26 protein-coding genes and 1 pseudogene are annotated in these 22,781 nt (G+C 62.5%); 10 read left to right on the plus strand and 17 right to left on the minus strand.

What is annotated here, in order from left to right:
- Window positions 1–27 precede the first annotated feature (27 nt).
- The gene (gene fabB / locus X756_RS143450) at window positions 28–1,248 is read right to left on the minus strand and encodes a beta-ketoacyl-ACP synthase I (RefSeq protein ID WP_023688735.1); all 1,221 of its coding nucleotides are present in this window, start codon (window positions 1,246–1,248) and stop codon (window positions 28–30) included.
- A 123-nt stretch (window positions 1,249–1,371) separates the two neighbouring features.
- Window positions 1,372–1,884 carry a 3-hydroxyacyl-[acyl-carrier-protein] dehydratase FabA gene (fabA, locus tag X756_RS143445; protein WP_023730932.1) on the minus strand — a complete coding sequence of 171 codons (513 nt, stop codon included), beginning with the start codon at window positions 1,882–1,884 and terminating at the stop codon, window positions 1,372–1,374.
- 345 nt (window positions 1,885–2,229) lie between these two features.
- Here fabA and irrA point away from each other — a divergent pair, with 345 nt between their 5' ends.
- Window positions 2,230–2,661 carry an iron response transcriptional regulator IrrA gene (irrA, locus tag X756_RS143440; RefSeq protein WP_031193300.1) on the plus strand — a complete coding sequence of 144 codons (432 nt, stop codon included), beginning with the start codon at window positions 2,230–2,232 and terminating at the stop codon, window positions 2,659–2,661.
- A gap of 10 nt (window positions 2,662–2,671) precedes the next feature.
- Window positions 2,672–3,031 (plus strand): DUF4260 domain-containing protein, encoded by a 360-nt coding sequence (locus tag X756_RS143435; RefSeq protein ID WP_023669568.1) that lies wholly within the window; start codon window positions 2,672–2,674, stop codon window positions 3,029–3,031.
- A 13-nt stretch (window positions 3,032–3,044) separates the two neighbouring features.
- Here X756_RS143435 and X756_RS143430 read toward each other — a convergent pair whose 3' ends face one another.
- A complete protein-coding gene (locus X756_RS143430; protein ID WP_023703477.1) occupies window positions 3,045–3,602 on the minus strand; it encodes an SH3 domain-containing protein in 558 nt (185 codons plus the stop codon).
- 157 nt (window positions 3,603–3,759) lie between these two features.
- Between X756_RS143430 and X756_RS143425 the strand changes: the two genes are divergently transcribed.
- Entirely contained in the window at window positions 3,760–4,761 is a 1,002-nt protein-coding gene (locus X756_RS143425; protein WP_023669570.1) for a D-glycerate dehydrogenase, read from the plus strand.
- A gap of 12 nt (window positions 4,762–4,773) precedes the next feature.
- Here the strand turns inward: X756_RS143425 and X756_RS143420 are convergent, their stop codons facing one another.
- The 6 genes and pseudogenes from X756_RS143420 to dnaN all read right to left on the minus strand — a co-directional run bounded on the left by X756_RS143420 (window position 4,774) and on the right by dnaN (window position 9,978).
- Window positions 4,774–5,187, minus strand: a complete 414-nt coding sequence (locus X756_RS143420) for a DUF126 domain-containing protein (RefSeq protein ID WP_023730933.1) — start codon at window positions 5,185–5,187, stop codon at window positions 4,774–4,776.
- The gene (locus X756_RS143415; RefSeq protein ID WP_023730934.1) at window positions 5,184–6,437 is read right to left on the minus strand and encodes an aconitase X catalytic domain-containing protein; all 1,254 of its coding nucleotides are present in this window, start codon (window positions 6,435–6,437) and stop codon (window positions 5,184–5,186) included. Before X756_RS143415 ends, X756_RS143420 begins: the two co-directional genes overlap by 4 nt.
- Window positions 6,434–6,860, minus strand: a pseudogene (locus X756_RS01000000165870) (GNAT family N-acetyltransferase). The gene X756_RS143415 and the pseudogene X756_RS01000000165870 overlap by 4 nt, the downstream one beginning before the upstream one ends.
- 4 nt (window positions 6,861–6,864) lie before the next feature.
- On the minus strand, window positions 6,865–7,620 hold the full coding sequence (locus tag X756_RS143410; protein WP_023730935.1) for a molybdopterin-synthase adenylyltransferase MoeB: 756 nt from the start codon (window positions 7,618–7,620) through the stop codon (window positions 6,865–6,867).
- 31 nt (window positions 7,621–7,651) lie between these two features.
- Window positions 7,652–8,797, minus strand: a complete 1,146-nt coding sequence (gene recF, locus X756_RS143405; RefSeq protein ID WP_023730936.1) for a DNA replication/repair protein RecF — start codon at window positions 8,795–8,797, stop codon at window positions 7,652–7,654.
- Between the two features lie 62 nt (window positions 8,798–8,859).
- Complete coding sequence (gene dnaN, locus X756_RS143400) at window positions 8,860–9,978, minus strand: DNA polymerase III subunit beta (protein WP_023669575.1); 1,119 nt, start codon at window positions 9,976–9,978, stop codon at window positions 8,860–8,862.
- Here dnaN and X756_RS143395 point away from each other — a divergent pair.
- On the plus strand, window positions 9,977–10,228 hold the full coding sequence (locus X756_RS143395; RefSeq protein WP_023730937.1) for a hypothetical protein: 252 nt from the start codon (window positions 9,977–9,979) through the stop codon (window positions 10,226–10,228). The two genes, dnaN and X756_RS143395, sit on opposite strands and share 2 nt — an antisense overlap.
- Before the next feature lie 50 nt (window positions 10,229–10,278).
- Here X756_RS143395 and dnaA read toward each other — a convergent pair whose 3' ends face one another.
- Window positions 10,279–11,823, minus strand: a complete 1,545-nt coding sequence (dnaA, locus tag X756_RS143390) for a chromosomal replication initiator protein DnaA (RefSeq protein ID WP_031195619.1) — start codon at window positions 11,821–11,823, stop codon at window positions 10,279–10,281.
- Between the two features lie 569 nt (window positions 11,824–12,392).
- Here dnaA and X756_RS1000000168935 point away from each other — a divergent pair.
- Window positions 12,393–12,644, plus strand: a complete 252-nt coding sequence (locus tag X756_RS1000000168935) for a hypothetical protein (RefSeq protein WP_155921597.1) — start codon at window positions 12,393–12,395, stop codon at window positions 12,642–12,644.
- Window positions 12,645–12,670: 26 nt separating this feature from the next.
- Here X756_RS1000000168935 and rpsT read toward each other — a convergent pair whose 3' ends face one another.
- From rpsT to X756_RS143370, 4 genes are all read right to left on the minus strand, one after another.
- Window positions 12,671–12,937, minus strand: a complete 267-nt coding sequence (rpsT, locus tag X756_RS143385; protein WP_023681995.1) for a 30S ribosomal protein S20 — start codon at window positions 12,935–12,937, stop codon at window positions 12,671–12,673.
- Between the two features lie 159 nt (window positions 12,938–13,096).
- Window positions 13,097–13,870, minus strand: a complete 774-nt coding sequence (locus X756_RS143380; RefSeq protein WP_023681994.1) for an enoyl-CoA hydratase — start codon at window positions 13,868–13,870, stop codon at window positions 13,097–13,099.
- Window positions 13,871–13,910: 40 nt separating this feature from the next.
- Complete coding sequence (gene mutM / locus X756_RS143375; RefSeq protein ID WP_023730938.1) at window positions 13,911–14,801, minus strand: bifunctional DNA-formamidopyrimidine glycosylase/DNA-(apurinic or apyrimidinic site) lyase; 891 nt, start codon at window positions 14,799–14,801, stop codon at window positions 13,911–13,913.
- A complete protein-coding gene (locus X756_RS143370) occupies window positions 14,794–16,032 on the minus strand; it encodes a phosphopentomutase (RefSeq protein ID WP_023730939.1) in 1,239 nt (412 codons plus the stop codon). Before X756_RS143370 ends, mutM begins: the two co-directional genes overlap by 8 nt.
- Before the next feature lie 176 nt (window positions 16,033–16,208).
- Between X756_RS143370 and X756_RS143365 the strand changes: the two genes are divergently transcribed.
- Complete coding sequence (locus X756_RS143365; protein ID WP_023730940.1) at window positions 16,209–17,162, plus strand: PhnD/SsuA/transferrin family substrate-binding protein; 954 nt, start codon at window positions 16,209–16,211, stop codon at window positions 17,160–17,162.
- A 25-nt stretch (window positions 17,163–17,187) separates the two neighbouring features.
- Here the strand turns inward: X756_RS143365 and X756_RS143360 are convergent, their stop codons facing one another.
- The 3 genes from X756_RS143360 to X756_RS143350 form a co-directional block, all read right to left on the minus strand.
- Window positions 17,188–17,823, minus strand: a complete 636-nt coding sequence (locus tag X756_RS143360) for a TadE/TadG family type IV pilus assembly protein (protein ID WP_023730941.1) — start codon at window positions 17,821–17,823, stop codon at window positions 17,188–17,190.
- Window positions 17,824–17,853: 30 nt separating this feature from the next.
- Window positions 17,854–18,471: a TadE/TadG family type IV pilus assembly protein gene (locus tag X756_RS143355; RefSeq protein ID WP_050589301.1), complete on the minus strand. Its 618-nt coding sequence runs from the start codon at window positions 18,469–18,471 to the stop codon at window positions 17,854–17,856.
- Window positions 18,472–18,626: 155 nt separating this feature from the next.
- Window positions 18,627–19,049, minus strand: a complete 423-nt coding sequence (locus tag X756_RS143350) for a pilus assembly protein N-terminal domain-containing protein (protein WP_023681988.1) — start codon at window positions 19,047–19,049, stop codon at window positions 18,627–18,629.
- A 346-nt stretch (window positions 19,050–19,395) separates the two neighbouring features.
- On the opposite strand from X756_RS143350, the gene X756_RS143345 reads away from it, so the two are divergent.
- From X756_RS143345 to X756_RS143330, 4 genes are all read left to right on the plus strand, one after another.
- Window positions 19,396–19,566, plus strand: coding sequence for a Flp family type IVb pilin (locus X756_RS143345; protein ID WP_023730943.1), 171 nt, complete (start codon window positions 19,396–19,398; stop codon window positions 19,564–19,566).
- 147 nt (window positions 19,567–19,713) lie between these two features.
- Complete coding sequence (locus X756_RS143340) at window positions 19,714–20,232, plus strand: prepilin peptidase (protein WP_023730944.1); 519 nt, start codon at window positions 19,714–19,716, stop codon at window positions 20,230–20,232.
- Between the two features lie 205 nt (window positions 20,233–20,437).
- Entirely contained in the window at window positions 20,438–21,250 is an 813-nt protein-coding gene (gene cpaB / locus X756_RS143335; protein WP_023688721.1) for a Flp pilus assembly protein CpaB, read from the plus strand.
- Window positions 21,247–22,779, plus strand: coding sequence for a type II and III secretion system protein family protein (locus X756_RS143330; protein WP_023730945.1), 1,533 nt, complete (start codon window positions 21,247–21,249; stop codon window positions 22,777–22,779). Before cpaB ends, X756_RS143330 begins: the two co-directional genes overlap by 4 nt.
- Window positions 22,780–22,781: the final 2 nt, after the last annotated feature.

A 22,781-nucleotide genomic window follows, 5' to 3' on the forward strand; every position in this document is an offset into this window, starting at 1 on the left:
CAATCCCCCTACAATAAAACGCTGGCCTTATGCGGAATAGCGCTGGAAAATCAGCGTTGCGTTGGTACCACCGAAGCCGAACGAGTTGGACAAAACCGTGTCGATCCTGGCGTCGTCGATGCGCTTGCGCACGATCGGCATGCCCTCGAATTCGGGATCGAGGTTTTCGATGTGGGCGCTCTCGCCGATGAAGCCGCCTTGCATCATCAGGATCGAGTAGATCGATTCCTGGACGCCGGCGGCACCCAGCGAATGGCCGGTCAGCGACTTTGTCGAGGTGATGAACGGCATCTTGTCGCCGAACACCTCTCGGATGGCGCCCATTTCCCGGGAATCGCCGACCGGCGTCGAGGTGCCGTGGGTGTTGATGTAGTCGACCGGCGTGGACACCGTCGCCAGAGCCTGGCGCATGCAGCGCACCGCGCCTTCGCCCGACGGCGCCACCATGTCGTAACCGTCCGACGTCGCGCCATAGCCGACGATCTCAGCGTAGATCTTGGCGCCGCGCGCCTTGGCGTGTTCGAGCTCCTCCAGGATGAGGACGCCCGCGCCGCCCGCGATGACGAAGCCATCGCGATTGGCGTCATACGCGCGGGAAGCTGTCGGCGCACGATCGTTATACTTCGACGACATCGCGCCCATGGCATCGAACAGGTCCGACATCGTCCAGTCGAGGTCTTCATGGCCGCCGGCAAACATCACATCCTGCTTGCCCCACTGGATCAGTTCGTAGGCGTTGCCGATGCAATGCGCCGAGGTCGAGCAGGCCGACGAGATCGAATAGTTGACGCCGTGAATCTTGAACCAGGTGGCGAGCGTCGCCGACGCGGTCGACGACATCGCCTTCGGCACCGCGAACGGACCGATGCGCTTGGGGCTGTTGTTCTTGAGCGTGGTCTCGGCCGCCTCGACGATGGTGCGGGTCGAGGGGCCACCCGAGCCCATGACGATGCCGGTGCGCTCATTGGTGATGTCGCTTTCGCCAAGCCCGGCGTCGGCGATCGCCTGGTCCATCGCGACATGGTTCCAGGCCGCACCCTGGCTCAGGAAGCGCATGGCGCGCCGGTCGATCATAGGGGTCGGGTCGAGCGTCGGCGCGCCCCAGACCTGGCAGCGGAAGCCGTGTTCGGCGAAGGAATCTGAGAAGCTGATGCCTGATTTGGCATCATGGAGCGAGGATTGCACCTCGTTGGCGTTGTTGCCGATCGACGATACGATGCCGAGGCCTGTGACGACGACCCTTCTCATTCGCAACTCCTTCCAGCGGATGATCCCGAAACCCTAGTCGGTTTTCGCCGGCGATCATACGCAAAACCAAAATGCCGCAGCGGCGTTGCGTCTCGGAAGAACGCGCCGCTGCAGTGGCGCCGGTCAGGCGGCCGATTGCTTGGACAGCCCCACCTTGAGGTCCGTCGCAGCGTATATGGGTTCGCCGTCGGCCTTAAGCCAGCCATCGGCGATACCGAGCACCAGGCGTCCACGCATGACGCGCTTGAAATCGATGCCGTATTCCACCTTCTTGACCGAAGGCGTCACCATGCCCTTGAACTTGACCTCGCCGGTCGACAGCGCCATGCCCTTGCCCGGCTCGCCGAGCCAGCCGAGGTAAAAACCCGTCAATTGCCACATGGCGTCAAGGCCCAGGCACCCCGGCATGATCGGATTGCCGAGGAAATGGCAGGCGAAGAACCACAGGTCCGGCTTGATGTCGAATTCGGCACGGATGAAGCCCTTGTCGTGGGCGCCGCCGGTCTCGCTGATCTCGGTGATGCGGTCGAACATCAGCATGGGCGGGTAGGGCAGCTGGGCGTTGCCGGGCCCAAACAGCTCGCCGCGGGCGCAGGCGAGCAATTCCTCATAAACGTAGCTGGATTTACCCGCCATATGTCTCGTCCCCATAATCGTCCCGGGCGGTGGGGCGCCCTTGTCGTTGGTTTCCTAACACAATCCCTTTCGGGCCGGAAACCGGCGTTTGCGCTTAACCCGCCCGTCTGCCCGGGTCAATGCGCGCTCTCGCATCGGCCTGGAAATCGATTCCGATTTCCAGAAAGCACGATGCTATGCCAAAAGTGATAGAGCGCATTTGGTGCGTCCAACTGGCCGCACGTGGCTCTATTGATCGTATTCGGCCAACAGAATATATGTCGGGAGGTGTCCAGTTTCGGCCGATGACGTTTTTTCGCCACTCTGGGCGTGTCTTGAGGCAGAACTGTGGGCTTGGACGGATAGATGGATCTGGGCGGCCGGAAGGAAAATGTCGCTGTGGACAAGCGGGTTCGCGAAGCCGGCCTTAGGCCGACACGCCAACGCATTGCGCTGGCCGATCTGCTGTTTGCCAAGGGCGACCGCCACCTTTCGGCCGAGGAACTGCATGAAGAGGCGGTCGCCGCCGGCGTGCCGGTCTCGCTCGCCACCGTCTACAACGCGCTTCACCAGTTCACCCAGGCCGGCCTGCTGCGCATCCTGGCGGTCGAGGGGTCCAAGACCTATTTCGACACCAACACCTCCGATCACCATCATTTTTACATCGAAGGCGAAAACAGGATCTTCGATATAGAAAGCGGTCCGGTGACCGTCTCCAACCTGCCGGAGCCACCCGCAGGCATGGAGATCGCCAATGTCGACATCGTGGTGAGGCTGCGCCCGAAGCGCAGCGTTTAAGCCCCAACCCGTGAAACCTGTCGATTTTGCAATCCGGCTCGAATGGGTTGCGGTCGCGGTCGTGGCTATAGTCGCCTATGCCGCGTCAGGCGTTTCCTGGTGGCTGTTCGCCCTGCTTATCCTGGCGCCAGACCTGTCGATGCTGGGCTATCTCGCCGGGGCACGGATCGGCGCTGTCGCTTACAATGCCTTGCACATATTGATCGTCCCGCTGTTGCTGGCGCTCGCCGGATATGTTCTGGCCAATTCGACGGCGACCGCGATTGGTCTGATCTGGATCATCCACATCGCCGTCGACCGCGCGCTCGGCTACGGTCTCAAACTGTCGACCGGTTTTCAGGACACCCATCTCGGCCGTATCGGCCGTTAGGCCTCCAGCAATCTCAATTCTTGACGTGCTCGCCGGGATAGGCGCCCCACACCTGCGACTGGGCGATCCAGCCGGTGTGGCCGTCGAAGGTCATTTCGCACCACTGGCCATCGCAGGTTTTGATCGTGCCCGTAACGCCCGGCTCGATGATGGCGATGACGCTGGCGTCCTTGTCGGCATCGTCGAGCAGATTGATTCGGCCCCCCTTGGTGCGCTGCCAGGGGGCGACGATCGCGGTCCGGCGGCCCGACAGCAGCGACTGGTTGATCCAACCCTCCGAGCCATCGGCATCGCGCACGCGCCGCCAGGTATCGAATTCCTGGATGATCTCCATCGGCAGGCCGGCCTTTGTGTACATCCAGTCGACGGAATAGTTGGCGCCGGGCCCAACGCGCGAGTTGACGCGAGCCGATTTCAGGCTGACGAAACGCGGCAGCGGCAGGCCGCTCGGCCCGAGCGTGACCGTCTGCACAGGTGCGGCGGCACCTTGCGCCGCGGCTTGCGGGAAATGCAGGAGAGCGCCGAGAAGCGCTGCGCTGAGGATCAGGCGAAGCGACGCGAAACCAGACACTTTCATTCCTTTCGGCGCGTGCCCTTTGGTCCGGGCGCCCCTTTTTCTTTGTCTTCGGCGGCACCGCTTGTTACAGGAGTGGCAGGCACCGCGACCGGTATTCAGTTTCGCCTGTCTTGGTTAAAGAGGTCTCAACGAGATCGGGTTCGAGGAAACAATGGCAGGCAAAAAACGGCCTCTCGTCGTCATCACGCGCAAGCTGCCCGATCCGGTCGAGACCCGCATGCGCGAACTCTTCGACGCCAGGCTGAATGTCGAGGACCGCCCGATGACGCAGCCGGAGCTGGTCGCGGCGATCAAGGAAGCCGATGTGCTGGTGCCGACCATCACCGACCAGATCGATGCGGCGCTGATTGCCCAGGCCGGCGACAATCTCAAGCTGATCGCCAATTTCGGAAATGGCGTCGACAAGATCGATGTGGCGGCGGCGGCCAGGAAAGGCATCACCGTCACCAACACGCCGAACGTGCTGACCGAGGATACGGCCGACATGACCATGGCGCTGATGCTGGCCGGCCCGCGGCGGCTGGCCGAAGGCGCCAATGTGCTCACCAGCGACAAGAAATGGGCCGGTTGGTCGCCGACCTGGATGCTCGGCCGGCGCATCTGGGGCAAGCGCCTCGGCATTGTCGGCATGGGCCGCATCGGCACCGCTGTTGCCAGGCGCGCAAAGGCTTTCGGCCTGTCCATCCACTACCATAACCGCCATCGCGTGCTGCCGGCGGTCGAGGAAGGGCTGGAGGCGACCTATTGGGAAAGCCTCGACCAGATGCTTGCCCGGATGGACATCATCTCGGTCAATTGCCCGTCGACGCCGGCGACCTTTCATCTGCTTTCGGCGCGGCGCCTGGCTCTGCTTCAGCCCACCGCCTATGTGGTCAACACCGCGCGCGGCGACATCATCGACGAGGAAGCGCTGGTCAAGCTTATCCAGGACGGCAAGATCGCCGGGGCCGGGCTCGACGTCTACGAGCACGAACCGGCGCTGAACTCGAAACTGCTGAAGCTTGCCGCCAAGAACAAAGTCGTGCTTTTGCCGCATATGGGTTCGGCGACGATCGAGGGCCGCATCGACATGGGCGAGAAGGTGATCATCAACATCCGCGCCTTCTTCGACGGCCACCGGCCGCCGGACCGCGTGCTGCCGCTACGGACTTGAAGCGGGCCGCGTTCAGGATGCGGTTGTGAGGGCGCCATCCGCCGCGACACTCACACGCTTGCCGCAATAGGCCTCAAAAGCGTCGCGCCTGAGCCTGAGCGCTACCGGCGTCGGCCAGCCCATTTCCCTGGCTACAATCAAGCCAAGCAGCAGGATCGCGTCCGGCTCGTGCAGCACGAGTGCCGTCGGCGCATGGCCATTGTGGACGAGTTCCATCAGCACGGCTGACGCTGAGGACGAGCCGATCGTGCCGGGCAGGAACAGCACACGCCCGGAAATGGTCTCGCCATGCTGCGGGTGACGGACATCGGCGATGCGGCCACTCTTCGGGTCGACGCCGCCCCAGAAGCTGATCGGCGCCGTCAGCACCAAGGCCAGCCCTTCGCCTCCGCTGCCCGGCACCAGGATTTCAGCGACGGCGCTCATGCGGCGATATCCGTAAACCTGGGCTTACCGGCAACCGCGCTTTCCACGCAGTCGGCCAGCGAGCCGTAAAGCACGGCATAACCGGTATTGCCCGGGGCGTAGTGCGCGAATTTTCCCGAATTGGTCATCAGCACGCCGCCGGCCAGATCCGGCAGGATCGGCGTCACCACCACGCAGGTGTCGGCGACGATGATGACGCCGTTGGCTTCGAGCATCTTGCGCTTGCCGTTCTGCTCCAGCCTGGTGAGCACGTGGCGGCCGGTGCAGGCGTAAATCGGCACGCTGAGCCGCCGCCCGCCAATCAGCCGCTCAAGTGCATCGAATTCGGCCAAAGACAGATGCGGACTGCCGATCGCCACGGCATCGACGGCGGTCTGCGTGGCTGCGGTGGACAGGCCGGCGCGGGCCTTCATGGCCATCTCCGGCGTTACGCGGATCATCGTTTCCGGCCTGCCGCCCACCAGGATGGTCTCGGCGTCGGGCGCTTCTGGCGTTACCCCAGCGATATGGAACAGACCGACGGCGCCCGACGATGCCGCCGCCGCGCCGAAGGCCTTCAGCGCATCCTCGCCGGGATGGCTGGATATGCCGGTGACGACGCCGACCGCATTGCCGACCTCACGGCCGTAGAGGTTGCCCAGCACCGGCCAGGCGATCTCCGAACCAAGGAACGAGGCGGAGAGGCCGGACACATCGAACACCAGCCGTGCCTGCCGGTTCTCGGGGCGATGCAGGCCGTAATCCGGCGCGCGGCCCGATATGGCGCAGGCGATGTCGAGGAAGTCGCCATACCGGTTGGTGCGTGCCCCCAGAACCGAATTGCAGAACACCACCGCGTTGGATTCACCCCAGGCGACATCGCTGCCAAGCGCCGGCCTGTGGCCGGCCTGATAGGGCGCGCAGGTCCAGCTCTGCTCGCAGCCCAGTTTGCGGTAGGCCTCCATCATTCGTCGCGCCATGCCGCGCGCCGGCTCTTCGAGGCGCACGCGCGAGCAGCCCATCAGGTCGAGCGCGCCGACATTGAGCGTCGAGCGCACCGCGACCCTGGCGCCGCCATCGACCAGCCTTTCGGCAAACAGCGTGCCGGAATCGCCGTGATAGAGCGCGCCGTCTATATGCGCCGAGGCGATCGGGATAAGCCGCGGCGCGCCGAGCAGCGCAGCGCTTTCGGCAACGATGCGCATCGCCATCGCCGCCCCGTCATGGCCGGAGGCGACTGTCTGCTCCTGTGAGCTGAGTGCAAGGCTCACGCCAACTCCTTGCGCAAGGTGATCGAGGTCGGCCGGTCATAGCCGTCATGCGCGGTGCGTTCAGTCTCGCGAAAGCCGAGACCGGCAAAGGTTGCATGATTTACGGTCAGTTCGATTCGCGTCTGCAGTTCGATGGCCGGTTTGTTCCGGCTGCGGGCGAGAAATTCGACAGCCTGCGAAATCATCGGCTCTCTCCAGCGCGAAAACGCAGCCGGCGATCCTGTCATCCTGCAGGGCCAGCAACACGGTCTCGCGGCCAGCCTTGTCCCTGAGGTTTCCGGCGTTCAGCAGATGTGCCGAGGAGGGCGGGTCGATGACGCCGTCCATCGGTGCAAAGGCGCGCATGATCAGGCTGAGCAGTTCGTCCCAGCGCTCGAAATCGGAGGCGAGCTGCGTAACAAGAACGCTGGTGGACTGATCCATAAGCTCAGTTTCTCTTGTAGCGGATCGTGTCGAAGCGCGCCGACAGCGCATCGTAGAGCAGCAGCCGGCCGACCAGTGGTTCGCCGATACCGGTGATAAGCTTGATGGCTTCCATTGCCTGCAAGGTGCCGATGACGCCGGTCAGCGCACCGACGACCCCGGCCACGGCGCAGGACGGCACCAGTCCTTCCGGCGGCGCTTCAGGAAAGAGGTCGCGATATCCAGGGTTCGGTCTGCCGTCGGCGCCGGTCCCGAACGGCATCAACACCGTCACCGAGCCGTCGAAGCGGCCGACGGCGGCATGCACGAGCGGCCGCTTTTCCGCCGCGCAGGCATCCGCCACCACATAGCGCGTCTCGAAATTGTCGGAGCCGTCGACGACCACGTCGTAGCGCGCGACGAGAACGGCAGCATTGTCGGCCGTCAGCCTGAAATCGTGCAATTCCACCGCGACATGGGGATTGATCCGGGCGATCGCTGCTTTGGCGCTCTCGGTCTTCGCCGTGCCGACCGTATCGGTGGCGTGGATCACTTGCCGCTGCAGATTGGACAGCGAGACAATATCGTCGTCGACGATTCCAAGCGTGCCGACGCCGGCGGCAGCGAGATATTCCAGCACCGGCGCGCCGAGGCCGCCGGCGCCGATCACCAGTACCCGCGCCCGCTTCAGCCTCTGCTGGCCGGCGCCGCCGATCTCGGGCAGCACGATGTGGCGGGCATAGCGTTCGAGCTCTTCGTCGGTGAGGGCGGCAGGGGTCATTGCCGGACCATATAGCGGAGCAAAAAGCTTGTCAGGTCTCTTCGGTTGGCCCAACCGTGCCGTGGTCGACGGTGAGGAACTGCGCGCGTCCCCTCAGGCTGGAAAACAGCGCGGCGTCGGTTCCGGTCATGAAGGCCTGGCAGCTCAGCTCTTCCAGGATCGAGAACAGCGCGGCGCGCCGGCCGGCATCGAGATGCGCGGCAATCTCGTCGAGCAACAGGATCGGCGTCATCCCCGACATCTCGCCGGTCAGCCTTGCGTGCGACAACACGATGCCGACCAGCAGCGCCTTCTGCTCTCCGGTCGAGCAGAGTTCGGCCGGCATCGCCTTGGGGCGGTGGCGCACCAGCAGATCCGAACGGTGCGGGCCATCGAACGTGCGTCCGGCGGCGCGGTCGCGCTCGCGGCCGTCGGCAAGGGCGGCGCGATAGCGTTCCTCGACGTCCACGGCGGGTGCTGTGGCGACGTCGCTTTCAAGGTCGCCGGAGAGGCTGATGTCGGCCTGCGGAAACGGCCCGCTGGAAGGCAGCCTGTCGATCATGGCGGTAAGCAGGCGTACCAGTTCGGCGCGCGCAGCCGCGATCGCCACGCCGGTTTCGGCCATCTGCATCTCGATGGCGTCGAACCAGGCGCCGTCGCGCGAGCCTTCCGTAAGCAAGCGGTTACGTCCGCGCATCGCCTTCTCGTAATCGAGCGCACGCTGGCCGTGGCCGGGATCGACAGCCAAAACCAGCCGGTCGAGAAAGCGCCGCCGGTCGGCGGCAGGTCCGGGGAACAGGCCGTCCATGGCCGGCGTCAGCCAGACGACGCGCAGCCATTCCAGCATGGCGTCGGCCGACCGTGCCGGCGCGCCATTGATGCGCACCTTGCGACCGCCCTCGCCGGCCGCTTCACCCCCGGTGATGCCGGTGCCGATCTCGACCTGTCCCTCCGGCCCGTCGAGCCTTGCGTGGAGCGCAAAGCCGCCATCGCCGCCTTCGCGGGCCACGTCGACATAGGGCGCACGGCGCAGGCCGCGGCCCGGCGTCAGCAGGGAGATGGCTTCCAGAAGATTGGTCTTGCCGGCGCCATTGTCGCCGGAAAACACCACAGGGCCGGGGGAAAAGCCGATCGACAGCGCCGCATAGTTGCGGAAATTCGTAAGTGTTAGCTTACTTATGTGACTTTGTTCCGGCAACCGCTATCCGCCTGTAGAAGTCGCCGCAATCAATTATGCTGCAGTGTGCCGCAGTGCGGCTGCTACACCCGCATCGGCATCAGCACGTAGAGCGCGGTCTCATCGGCCATGTCGTGGATCAGCGTCGGCGAACCGGCATCGGCCAGCATGAACTTGGCTTCCGTGCCGGTCAGTTGAGCAGCGACGTCGAGCAGATATTTGGCGTTGAAGCCGATCTCGATCGGGTCTGAGGAGTAATCAGCGGCCAGTTCCTCGGTGGCGCTGCCCGAATCCGGATTGTTGACGGCAAGCGTCACCTGGCCTTCGGTGATCGAAAGCTTCACCGCGCGGCCGCGCTCGGAGGAAATGGTCGAGACGCGATCGACGGCGGCGGCGAAGCTCTGGCGGTCGATGATCAGCTTCTTGTCGTTGCCGGTCGGAATGACGCGCTGGTAGTCCGGGAAAGTGCCGTCGATCAGCTTCGAGGTCAGAACCACGCTGCCGATGGTGAAGCGGATCTTGGTGTCGGACAATTCGGTGGTCACCGCGACATCGGGATCGTCGACCAGCTTCTGCAACTCGCTGACCGTCTTGCGCGGAATGATGATGCCCGGCATGCCTTCGGACCCGGCCGGAGCGTCGATCTCGGCGCGCGCCAGGCGGTGACCGTCGGTCGCCACCGAACGCAGCTTCAGCTTGCCGCCAGTTTCATGCGTGTGCAGGTAGATGCCGTTGAGATAGTAGCGCGTCTCTTCGGTGGAGATGGCGAACTGGGTCTTTTCGATAAGGCCTCTCAGGGCGACGGAATCGAGCCGGAAGATGTGTGAGAAGGATCCCGCCGAAAGCTCCGGGAAATCGGACTGCGGCAGGCATTGCAGGCGAAAGCTCGAGCGGCCCGACGTTACCGTCATGGCGTTGCCGTCCTCGTCGGTCTTCAGCATCACTTCGGCGCCGTCGGCCAGCTTGCGCACGATGTCGTAGAGCAGGTGCGCCGGAACCGTCGTCGCCCCGCCGCGCTCGACCTTTGCCGGCGTCGCTTCGGTCACTTCGAGGTCGAGGTCGGTGGCTTTCATTTCAAGGCTGGCGCCCTCGGCGCTGAGCAGCACGTTCGACAGGATCGGTATGGTATTGCGCCGCTCGACCACGCGATGAACGTGGTTGAGCGACTTCAGGAGATTGGACCGTTCCAGGATAACACGCATGACGAAACAGGCTCGCTTGAATGAATGGACGGGTCACCAGTGGGCGGCGCCCCGCGAAAGGTCTGAACAGGCTCAGAATCTATGCAAACTGACAGGAAAAAGCCAGCAAACGCAAGTCCGGGCCACCGGTTCGCGCCGGTTAAGCGGGCTTTCTGGGGATAAAGCGGACGTTGGCCGGCAACCGATGCATGTCGCCGAAACTGCGCAGCGGTTTTGGGACAACGACATGCATCAAAACAAGAAAATTTAAAGCGCGACGACCGAATACTCTAACCCGGCGCGCTCCGTTTGCCGCGCCGATCAGGCTTGGTCGTTGATCAGCCTGCGCAACAGTTCCAGTTCCTGCGCCAGCGTGTTGTCGACGCCGGAAAGGTCCTCGATCTTGCGCACCGCATGCAGCACCGTGGTGTGGTCGCGCCCGCCGAACCGCCGGCCGATCTCCGGCAGCGAGCGCGGCGTCAATACCTTCGACAGGTACATGGCGACCTGCCTGGGCTTCACGATGGTGCGCGTGCGCCGGTTGGACAGCAACTCGGTCTTCGACACATTGTAGTGGCGCGCCACGATGCGCTGGATGTCCTCGATGCGCACCCGCTTCGGCTCGCCAGAGCGATAGATGTGCCCCAGGATCTCGTCGATGCGGTCGATGGTGATCGCCGGCTCGAACGACTGACGAAACAGCAGTTGGTTGAACGCGCCTTCCAGCTCACGCCCGCTGCCGGTGACGGTACGGGCGACATGGTTGAGGATCTCCTCCGAAATATTGAGCGACGCATCGTCGACCTTGGCCGTGGCAAGCCGCAGCTTGAGCATGCCTATGCGCATGGCGAAGTCCGGCGCCGACATTTCCAGCGCGACACCGCCATTGAGGCGCGAGCGCACCCGCGGTTCCAGCGATTCCAGTTCCGACGGCGGCCTGTCAGCGGCAACCACCACTTGCTTGGCGCTGTCGAGCAGCATGTTGATGAGATGGCAGAATTCGTGCTGGATCGACTTGCCCTGCAGGAACTGCATGTCGTCGATGATCAAGAGGTCGATGTCGCGCAGCTGTTCCTTCAGCGTCAGCGCATTGTTGTCGCGGATCGCGGTGGCGAAGCGCCACATGAAATATTCGGCCGTCAGATAGACGACGCGCGATTTCGGGTTCTGTTTCAGGGATTCGGCCGCAATCGCCTGCAAAAGGTGCGTCTTGCCGAGCCCGACGGTTGCATGAAGGAACAGCGGGTTGAAGCGCACCGCGCTCGACTGCGATTCCGCCACGGCTTTGGCTGCGGCGAAAGCCACCCGGTTCGACGGGCCTTCGATGAAGGAGCCGAACGTGTAGCGCGGGTCGAGCGGCGACCCCAGCACATTGTGCCGGAATTCGCTCTCGATCGGCGTGCCGGGACGAGGGGCGGGCGCCCGCTCCACCCTGCCGGGGCCGACCGTGCCGGCCGCCAATGCGGTCTGCGTATGCTTGGTCATCTTGCGCGCCGGCACGGCCTCGGGTTCCACGCCATTGCGGGCAGGACGGGTCGCGGTGCGCACGACCATCTCGATCTTGAGGATTTCGGGATCCTCGTGCTTCCACAGATCGGCGATGAGATCGAGATAATGGCCATTGATCCACGAGCGCAGGAAGGCCGTGGGCACCGAGATGCGTACAATGCCCCGGGAAGCCTCAGCCACCTTCATACGGCCGAACCAGCTCGAATAGACCTCGGTTCCCAGGCGCGCCTTCAACTGGGCCTTGACCCGGTCGAACTTCTGTTCCGCGTCGCTGGAAGCCGCCATATCGTGCGCTCCGACCAATGTTCCGGGAAATGGCAGGTCGCCCGTAAGCTCCCGCTCGATGCCGCTCTGCATGATTGTGCGTCCCTTTTCCTTTGTACCTTTTTTCCGCCGGGAGTGCGCCTCCTGCACCCATGTTTCCGGCGACCGTATCTTCGCTACAACACCACCGCCGCCGCCGGCGGATGACGTTGCCTCGTCAGAATGGGATCGGTCCCGGCTGCTTAAGGCCAGTCCGTCTGACATGTTCGGGCAAAGCGGTGCTACCCGGCGAAAACGCCGGTGCGCCATCAAGCTGCCATGTACAATTACGCCAGTCCCCTATCGTATCGAAAAGGCAAGCCATACCCGTTCGCGGAATTGATCCACGTCATGAATTCTGCCACTGTTAGCTGGCCGATTCAGGCTGGGTTAAGGGCTAATGGCCCGTCCCTTTCAATAGATCGACATTACCGAAATCGCTGTGGATAGGGCAAGGCCACCTCTAACGGATTTTTAAGGAATCTGGTTAGTGAACAACGGTTCGGGCTCCGTGCTGGAAGCGCATATTTTGACAAAGCCATTGGGATTCAAACCCTTTTGCCGCGAATATGAAAATGGCTGTGCGGTTTGAAATTTTCTGAAATAATTCGCTTGACACCAACTTGCTGCCTATCGCCCACAGGCGATGTGAACAAGCTGTGGATCACTTCCAGCAAGTCGTTGAAAAATATCAGCAATTTGTGACAGCCAAATTTATTGGCGTGGGCCGTTTCGGCGGATTGGAATATCAGTGGGAGTGTATGTGCCGGCAAAGCATTCCAGACTCTGGAATGCGGCTCGGGCGTGCTTTGCGGCCGTTCTTTTTAAGTGCTTGCCGGCAAACGAAAAAACCCGGCGCGATTGGCCGGGTTTGAAAGAACGACAGTTCAGGAACGGTCAATCAGGCCGACAGCACCTTGAGGCGGTGAGCCAGACGCGACACCTTGCGCGATGCCGTATTCTTATGGATCACGCCCTTGGTCGCGGCGCGCATCAATTCCGGCTCTGCGGTCTTGAAGGCTTCCAGCGCGGCTGCCTTGTCGCCGGCAGCCAGTGCCTCTTCGACCTGGCGGACATATGTACGCACGCGCGAGCGGCGGTTCTTGTTGATCGCTGCGCGGCGGGCGATCTTTCGCGTTGCCTTTTTGGCCGAGGAGGTATTGGCCATGATGCCTCTCTTCTGATCTGGTGGGCGCATGCGGGATGCCGCAGGGCGCAAAAAACAAACGGGCAGCCAACGGCCGCCTCGGTTGGAGCGGCTTATAGTTCAGCTTTTCCGGCGCGTCAACGCCGCTTTGGCTTCTTTTTGGTCCTCGCCGCCGCCACTCTAGCGATTGGTGAAATTCGGCTTCCGCTTCTCGGCAAAGGCGGCCATCCCTTCCTTCTGGTCGTCGAGCGCAAACAGCGAGTGGAACAGCCGGCGTTCGAAGCGCAGTCCCTCCGCCAGCGTCGTCTCGTAGGCGCGGTTGACTGCCTCCTTGGCCATCATCACCGATGGCAGTGAAAACTCTGATATCCTGGCCGCGGCCTTCATCGCCTCCTCGATCAACTCGCCGGCCGGCACGACGCGCGAGGCCAGGCCGCTGCGCTCGGCTTCGGCGGCATCCATCATCCGACCGGTCAGGCACATGTCCATGGCCTTCGACTTGCCGACAAAGCGGGTCAGCCGTTGCGACCCGCCCATGCCGGGAATGACGCCGAGCGTGATTTCGGGCTGGCCGAATTTCGCCGTGTCGGCGGCAATGATGAAATCGCACATCATCGCCAGTTCGCAGCCGCCGCCCAGTGCATAGCCGGCGACCGCCGCGATCATCGGCTTGCGCGCACGGGTAAACTCTTCCCAGCCGACGAAGAAATCCTGCACATAGGCCTCCGCGTAGGTGACGGCCTGCATTTCCTTGATGTCGGCGCCCGCCGCAAAAGCCTTCTCGGAACCGGTGATGACCATGGCGCCGATGCCGGGATCGGCGTCGAACCCCTTTGCCGCCGTCAGCAAATCCGCCAGCACCTGCGCGTTCAGCGCGTTGAGCGCCTTGGGCCGGTTCAGCGTGATCAGGCCGACCTTGCCGCGCGTCTCGACGATGATGGTTTCATAGCTCATGGGCTGGCCTCCTGGTTGCGGCACTGAAGGACCGTCTAGCTTACCGCTGGCAGGTCCGGCAATAAAAGGTCGAGCGGCCGCTTTGCACGATGCGCTCGATGTGGCCGCGACAGCCGGGCGTCGGACAGGGCTCGCCTTCGCGATCGTAGACCGCGAAGGAATGCTGGAAATAGCCCAGCGACCCGTCTGTGTGCACATAGTCGCGCAGCGAAGACCCGCCGGCGGCGATCGCATCGGCGATCACCGAACGGATTGCCTCGGCCAGTCGTTCGCTCTGTTCCTTGGCCTTCTTGCTGGTCCCGGCGATGGTGCCTGCCTCGCGCAATGGCGAAAGGCCGGCGCGCCACAGCGCTTCCGACACATAGATATTGCCGAGCCCGGCAATCAGCTTCTGGTCGAGCAGCGCCGCCTTCAACGGCGATCTGCGGCCCTTCAGCAGAGAGGCGAGCAGGGCGCCTTCCAGCGCATTGCCGGTCGGCTCGACGCCCAGTCCCGCCAGCATCGGATGCGCGTCGGCCAGGCCTTCCGCAAACAGCATGAAGCCGAAGCGACGCGGGTCGTTGAAGACCACGCGAGACTGGACGCCGACAGGCGACACGACATGGAACACCACATGGTCGTGCTTGGCATCCTTCGAGCGCTCTTGATGGAACGTGCCGGGCGTCTCTTTGTCATCAGCGGCCTCGATGCGGAACGAGCCCGACATGCCGAGATGGCAGATCAGCACCGGGCCACCGTCCAGGTGTATGGTGAGATATTTGGCGCGGCGGCCAAGCGCGATGACCGTCTTGCCGGTCAGCCGCTGCGCAAATTTCGCCGGAAACGGAAATCTGAGATCGCGCCGGCGCGCCTCGACGCGCACGATCCGCGCGCATTCCAGAACCGGCTGCAGGCCGAGCCGGACCGTTTCGACCTCGGGCAGTTCAGGCATGGCCGCCTATCGCCGAATGGAAGGAAGCGCCGTGGCGGCCGCGCGCCAGCTTGAGGTGTTCGGCGACCGTCTCGCCGATATCGGCGAAGGTGGCCCTGAGCCCGATGTCGCCGCCCGTGAAACCCGGTGCGGTGCCGATGACCGGGACGCGTTCGCGCGTGTGGTCGGTGCCACGCCATGTCGGATCGTTGCCATGGTCGGCGGTGAGGATGAGCAGATCGCCCGGCTTCAGCTTTGCCAGTGCCTCGGGCAGCCGGCGGTCGAAGGCTTCGAGCGCCGCAGCATAGCCGGCGACGTCGCGGCGATGGCCGAACTCGGTGTCGAAGTCGACGAAATTGGCGAACACCAGGTCGCCGTCGCCGGCATCGTCCATCGCGCCCAGCGCCTTGTCGAACATTGCCATGTTGCCGGGCGCCTTGCGTACTTCCGAGATACCGCGGTGGGCGAAGATGTCGCCGATCTTGCCGACCGCGATCACCCGGCTGCCGCGCCCGGTCAAGCGGTCGAGCAGCGTCGGCTCAGGCGGCGGCACGGCGTAGTCATGGCGGTTGTAGGTGCGCTCGAACGTGGCTGATGTTTCGCCCAGGAAAGGCCGTGCGATCACCCGTCCGATCTTCAGCGGGTCGACCAGCCGGCGTACCGTCTTGCAGAACTCGTAGAGCCGCTCCAGGCCGAAATGAACTTCGTGCGCTGCTATCTGCAGGACGGAATCGACCGAGGTGTAGCAGATCGGCTGGCCGGTGCGGATATGCTCTTCGCCGAAGCGCTCGATGATCTCGGTGCCGGGTGCATGGCAGTTGCCGAGAATGCCCGGGACCTTGCCCTCGCGGATCATCGCGTCGGTCAGTTCGGCAGGGAAGGCGGGCACCTTATCGGGGAAATAGCCCCAGTCGAACCGCACGGGCAGCCCGGCGATTTCCCAGTGACCCGACGGCGTATCCTTGCCGCTCGAAATCTCCTGCGCGGCGCCGTGGAAGGCGGAGGCTGAAACGGCGGCTTTGCTGTCGAATTGGAAGCCGGTTGCGGTTTCTGCTGCGCGGCCGAGACCGAGCGAAACCATGGTGGGCACCTTCAGCGGTCCCTCGCGCAGGCCCTCGCGATCGGCGCGGGCTTCCGCGCAAGCCAGCGCGATATGTCCCAATGTGTTCGAGCCGGCGTCGCCATAGCGTTCGGCATCGGCGGCGCCGCCAATGCCGAAAGAATCGAGAACGAAGAGGAAAGCGCGTGACATAGGTGCCGTCATTGCCAGTCTGGTTGACCAGACATAAGGTCCCGTCGCGGCATTGGCAAATCGTAAACCAGGCGGCAACGGCCTGACGCGATGGTCGCGAAGTCGGGCAGGCGTGGTGTACGCATCCTTGAGACATGCGATGCGCTTCAAGGAAACGGTGTGCGGGGCATGGATCGATGAGACGGGCTGACCTCGGTTGGAGTGCACTAGCGACCACTGTAGCGCTCCTGGCCTCGCAGCTCGCCGCGCACGCCGACTGGCGCGACCAGATCGGCACGTTTCGCATCGGCATCGTTGCCGAGCCGGACGCCGGCAACACGGTTCCGGGTCTGGCCATGCTGACTGACGCCTACGGCAGAGCGCTCGGCATGAAGGTGGAATTCGTCGTCGCGCATGACTATGCGGCGCTGATCGAGGCGCAGGCCAATGGCCGGATTCAATACGCGGTCTATTCGGCGACCGCCTACGCCACCGCCTCGGAGCGCTGCGGCTGCGTCGAACCTCTTGTGGCGCCGGTCGACGCCGACGGTGCCACGGGCATCCGCTCCGTGCTTTTGACGCGCGACGGCAGGCTTTCCGATCTCGCGGCCCTGGAAACGCACCGCATCGCCATGGCGCCTTCCGACTATGTCGGCGGTTCGCTTCTACCGCTCGCCGGGCTGGCGGCCGACGGCATCAAGATCAGTCAGGATGCGCCATTCCTCGTTCATGCCGGCTCGGCTGCCGCCGCAGAAGCGATGCTGGCCGATGGCCAGGCCGATGCCGTATTCGGCTGGGAGCGGGCCACGGCGGAAAACCGGACGGCGATTGCTGGCGATCAGCCGGCTGATCCGGACGGCACGGCGGCGCGGCTGGAGGCGGCGGGGATTCCAGAAGCCGCGCTCCAGATCATCTGGACTTCCGGCGTGCTCAGATACGGCCCTCACGCCGTCCGCAGCGATCTCGACCCCGAAGCCAAACGCCGACTGACCGTCTTCCTCACCAATCTCAGATCGCAGTCGCCGGAAGTCTACGATTTCGTGGAATCGAGACATTCGGGAGGGTTCACGCTCGCCGCTGCGAGTGACTATGCGATGGCCGCTTCCATCGTGCGCCTGGTGTCAGCCAGCACCGACAGCAGCGCGCAATGAACCGGGTTGAATGGGTAGAACTGCTTCAGCAATCGCTGCAGGGGATCGACGTGGCCCGGCGCGGCCTGAGATAGTAGGTTTCGCTCATCGTTATCTTGCCTTCGTTGAAGGCCGAGATAAATCCGAGCGGCTTTTCGGAGCCTTCCGACCAGGAGATGATCGGTTGGTATGCTAGAGTGGTTTTGACACGAATGAGGAAAGTCCCCGCAACATTGAGCGTCGCCGGGACGGTGGTGGAAGTTGTCGGGTTGGAGTCGCGGCCAGTCTTCCCATCCAGCACGCTCCAGGACCACGCCACCTTTGCTTGCGGTGTCGGATTGTTCGGGTCGGTTCTGATGTCGATTGCCGTAATGGAGATATTGGCGACCGAGCGGTTGTAAGGCTGAAGACTGGAGTTTCCGATCTTCATGATGTCGGTGAGATCTGCGTTGACCACCGACGTCTGCTGCGTGACGAGGTCGGCAACCATGGAGCTGATGCGGCTGACCTTCTTGCTGGCCTCGATGGCTTGCGAGGCCTCCATGGTAATGAAATACATGATCAGCAAGACAGGCACGATGAGGGCAAACTCGACGGCCGCTATGCCGCGCCGATCGGAAAAAAACCGCGCCGCTCTCTTCCAGACAACCGACATCCCCGGATGTGCCCCCGCACGAAACATGCACTTTTCCTTTTGCTTACACGTGCAATTTCAGTTGTCGAATGGCTCGTTCTGCCACGTTGTCGTCGCGTAATGCAGAGTCTTGCCGCCATCCATATTCGACATGTATTGAGCCATGAAATCGGTCATGACCGGCCAAGGGTAAAAGACCCGCAGCATGTTCTTTGATTCTGCCGGACCTATTGTAGGGGTCCCGAAAGCCGGGTCCTTGCCTGTATCCGGATCCTTGCCCGTCAGCGTGATGGTCGAGCCGGAAATCGTGAAACCCGCACTGGCTGCCCCGGCAAAGGTCTTGAACGGGCGCAGATCCACCAGCAAACCGGGGCAACCCTTCGCGACAATGATCTCGAGTCTGGCGCAGACCAAGCCCTTCAGCTTCTCTTCCGTCACATCGGCTTGCCTCAACTGGCCAGTACGCAACTGACGGGCGATATCATCGGTGATGTTGGCCATCACCTCTTGTCCGGCAAATGAAACGCAGCTCTCGAGGATGGCGAAGACGAGAGCCGCAAACGGTAACGCAAGCATCGCGAATTCTATCGCCGTGCTGCCGCGCCGATCACGAAGGAAAAGACGGGCAAACGTCACGCGCCCTGCCTTGGCCTTGCAGATCTCGCGTTCTGAATCCTCGTCCAAAACGTCGCCCATATCCCGTTCCTGCCGATCCTGATGCGGTACCGTCAGCACCACTATCAAGAACCCATTTAGCTCCGGTTTGAATGACCGTTAAAATTCGACCAGGCGACATTAACCGGCCGCTAACCGACGCGGCTTTCCCGAGACAATCAAGCCAACTGAGGCGCTTACTGCCCAGCGCTCATCTCGGCTTCGGACGACTTTTCCGAGTCGCTCTTGTACGAGCTTTCGCAATAGGGCGTGCAGGACATGGTCTGTACCGAGGCGCGCCTGTAGATACGCACGGACGACGCGTCCTGGCGCACCACGGTCACCTGCTCGTCGACGATCGGGCTGCCATCGTGGTCGAGGACAACCAGATTGGTGACGCCGAACCCCTTGCCAGTCAGTACGATCGTCGATGCATCCTGGACGGAGGCGTCGGCAATCGCCGGATTGCCGACGACTATGGTGTCGGCGGGGCGTGTCAGTTTGACGATCTTGGCCTGATTCATCGTCACTTCGATGCCGGCTCCGGCCTTGGCCGGCAGCACAAAAGCCGGGACGGCGAGAAGCGCGACAAGCAGGAATGACGATTTCATTGCAGTCATCAAGGCGCTCCACAGCGGCAAAACTTGTTCAAAGAAACATGAAGGAGATTGGTGAACCAACGGTTAAACCCTTGACCGGCGCCGGGGTATTCGCACCAATCCTGCTGCCAGCTATATAACAATGCATCCTGCCGATAGCCGTGAGATTACAGCTTTTCACGGGCAGGCGAGCTACTTTCCAGCGTTTAGTTTACGGTTAACCACGCAAGCTGTTCGAAGCGGGAAAGGAATCGGTAAGGCTATTTATTAAGCCGATTGAAAGAGCTTCTCCGTAGATTGGCGGCATCCGATCAACCACCACAGAAGTTGACGGAAGTGCTGTAACACGTGGAGTAGGAGCTCTCGAATGTCTAATCTCATCGCACGTTTCGCGAAGGACGAATCCGGCGCGACCGCTATCGAATACGGTCTGATCGCCGCTCTCATCGCGCTTGCCATCATGGTTGGCGCTGGTCAGCTCGGCAATGCCCTGAACAACAAGTTCAAGGACATCGCCGGCAAGGTGAGTGGTTCGTAATACCTGGTTGCCTAGAGATAGGGGCCGCCTGATTGGCGGCCCCTTATTTCATCGCGTCGGGCGATTTTGAGTACCCAGCCTCATCGATCGTCAATCGTATATGTCTAGGCTGAGGCTGGATACAGTTGGCAACAGGGTGTCGCGCCAATGCTCGAAGCATTGATCTTCGTCGTCTTTCCTTTTTGCATGCTCTTCGCCGCGATCTCCGACATGCTGTCGATGACGATCGCCAACCGCGTACCGGTGCTGCTGCTGGCGGTGTTCGCCCTGATTGCGCCGCTTACGGACATGGACTGGGCAACCTATGGCTGGCATTTCGCTGCTGGCGCCCTGGTGCTGGCCGTGACGTTCGGTCTGTTTGCACTCGGCGGCATGGGCGGCGGCGACGCCAAGCTGCTCGCCGGCATCGCCGTCTGGATGGGGTTCAACACTCACCTTGTCGAGTATCTCGTGATCTCGACGTTCATCGGTGGACTGCTGACGCTCGCCATCCTTCTCTACCGGAAATCGCCGCTGGCGATTTACACCGGCCACAATCTATTCCTGCGCCATTTCGCCGACGACACGACTGGCGTTCCCTACGGCATTGCACTCGGCATTGGCGGGCTGCTGACCTATCCGGATTCACCCCTGATGGTTTGGGCACTGGCAAGGTTGGCGACCTGATGTAGCGAACCTCCTCTGCCCTTCCGGCATCGATCCTGAAAAGAGGCGGCTTGGCCGCCTTTTTCATTTGTCGGAGCATGGTCGTGTAATTATGTAAACCTTGAATTAATCACGATCGTAAGCATTGTATTAACCTTGTTTTGACGATTGCCGCTGCAAAGTCCGGCCTGGCTAGGTGGTTGCCTAAAGGCGAGGGTTCGGACAGATGCCAGCATCCCGACTGATCATTCTGGGCGTGGCGGTGGCCGCGGCGGGTGGTGCAGGTTATGTTGCCAAGAATATGGTGGCGGTCCCGCCCCAGCAGGTCGTCGTCGATGCCCCGCAGGCACCGGCCATCGCCTTGCAGGATGTGCTCGTGCTTTCCGGCGACGTGCCGATGGGAAGCCCGCTCGAGAACAATCTCAGCTGGGAGTCCTGGCCGTCCGATGGCATCAATGCGAATTTCATCACCCGTGCCGCCGAACCCGAAGCGCGGGAGAAGCTGAAGGGCTCCGTCGCCCGCATGGCGATGTACACCGGTGAGCCGCTGCGGCGCTCCAAGCTGATCGGCGAGGGGCAGAGCTTCATGTCTTCGATCCTGCCCACCGGCATGCGTGCCGTCGCCACCGCGATCTCGGCCGACACGTCGGCAGGCGGCTTTATCCTGCCTAACGATTTTGTCGACGTCATCATGACCCGCAGATCCGACACCGGCAACGCCGGTAGCGGATTCACCACCGAGACCATCCTCAAGAACATCCGCGTCCTGGCGATCGATCAGACCATCCAGGAGGACGAGGAAGGCAAGAAGACCAGGGTCGGACAGACGGCGACGCTGGAGCTGACGCCGCAGCAGGCCGAGATCATCACCGTCGCCCAGCAGATGGCTGATCGCCTGACGTTGGCGCTGCGCTCGATCACCGACAACAAGGAAAAGGGTACCGATGAAGCTGATTACCTCGTTTCCGGCAATGGGCGGCGCGGAACGGTGCGGTTGATCAAATCGGGCGAAGTTTCCGAAGTAGGAGCAAGGAAATGAGGTTAGTCGCTAGACTGCCGGTCACCATGGCTGCAGCCATCGGCCTGCTTTTCCTCGGAGCCCATGCAAGTGGCCTCGTAGACGCCAAGGCCGCCGGCAAGAGCGTCGGGGTCACGGCCTCGACGGCCACGCAACGTGTCAAGCTCGGCCTCAACAAATCGGTGGTCATCGATCTGCCGAGCGACGCCTACGACATCCTTGTCGCCAATCCCGCGGTCGCAGATGCGGTGACCCGCACCGCAAGGCGCATCTATCTGTTCGGCAAGTCGGTGGGCGAAACCAACATCTTCGTCTTCGGTCCCAATGGCGAGCAGATTGCCAGCCTGGATCTGGCCGTCGAACGCGACGTCGCCGGATTGGAAGACTACCTCAAGCGCTTCCTTCCGAATGCCGAGATCAAGGTCGAATTGCTGAACGACAACGTCGTCCTGACGGGGACGGTGGATACGCCGCTCGATGCCAAGCGCGCCGTCGATCTGGCAACCATCTTCGTGTCCGGCGGTGAAGCGACGACGGGCCAGTATTCGCAGACCGCGGCCGGCGGTAATGCCAATGGCGGCGTCGACATCAACAACCCGGATGCCGAACGCCGGGTCTCGAAGATCGTCAACCTGCTACAGATCATCGGCGACGACCAGGTGACGCTGAAGGTGACCGTGGCCGAAGTCAGCCGCTCGGTGATGAAGCAGCTCGGCGTCAACATGGTTGGCAGCGGCAGCATGGACGGCATCGCCTACGGTGCGCTGAGTTCGCCCAACTACGGTTTGGGAAAGCCGCTTTCGCAGAATTCAGGCTTTAACTTGGGCGGCAGTGGCCTCAAAGCCTACATCAATGCCATGGAGCAAAGCGGCGTCATGAAGACGCTTGCAGAACCGACCCTCACGGCGGTTTCGGGCGAGAAGGCAACGTTCAGGGTCGGCGGCGAATTCAATCTCATCACGGCACGTACGAACAACGTTTCGACCGACAACCAGACCGGGCAGGTCACCTACACCAACGAAAAGCTGGAATACGGCATAGGCCTCGAGTTCCAGCCCGTTGTGCTGTCGGCGGGTCGGATCAGCCTCAAGGTCAGAACATCGGTTTCGGAGCCGACCTCGGAAGGTGCTACCACCCTGGAAGGAGGCGGCACCTTGCCCGGCCTGACGCTTCTGTCGATCCGCAAGAGACTTGCCGACACCACCGTCGAATTGCCGTCGGGCGGTTCGATGATGATTGCCGGCCTCGTCCGCGACGACGTCCGCCAAGCTGTATCGGGCTTGCCCGGCCTGACCAAGATCCCGGTGCTCGGCACGCTATTCCGCAGCCGCGATTTCGTCCGCAATGAAACTGAACTGGTCATCATCATCACGCCTTATCTGGCGCGGCCGGTGGCGCGCAACGACCTGGCCAAGCCGGACGACAATTTCAACGCCGCCGGCGATGGCCCGGCCATGTTCCTTGGCCGCGTCAACCGCGTCTACGGCACCATGCAGACCGACAAGCCCAACGGCCGCTACCACGGCGTTGTCGGCTTCATCTACAAGTAAGC

Origin of the sequence: Mesorhizobium sp. LNJC405B00, from assembly GCF_000502615.1 — a bacterium.
In the GTDB taxonomy this organism is placed as follows: Bacteria; Pseudomonadota; Alphaproteobacteria; order Rhizobiales; family Rhizobiaceae; genus Mesorhizobium.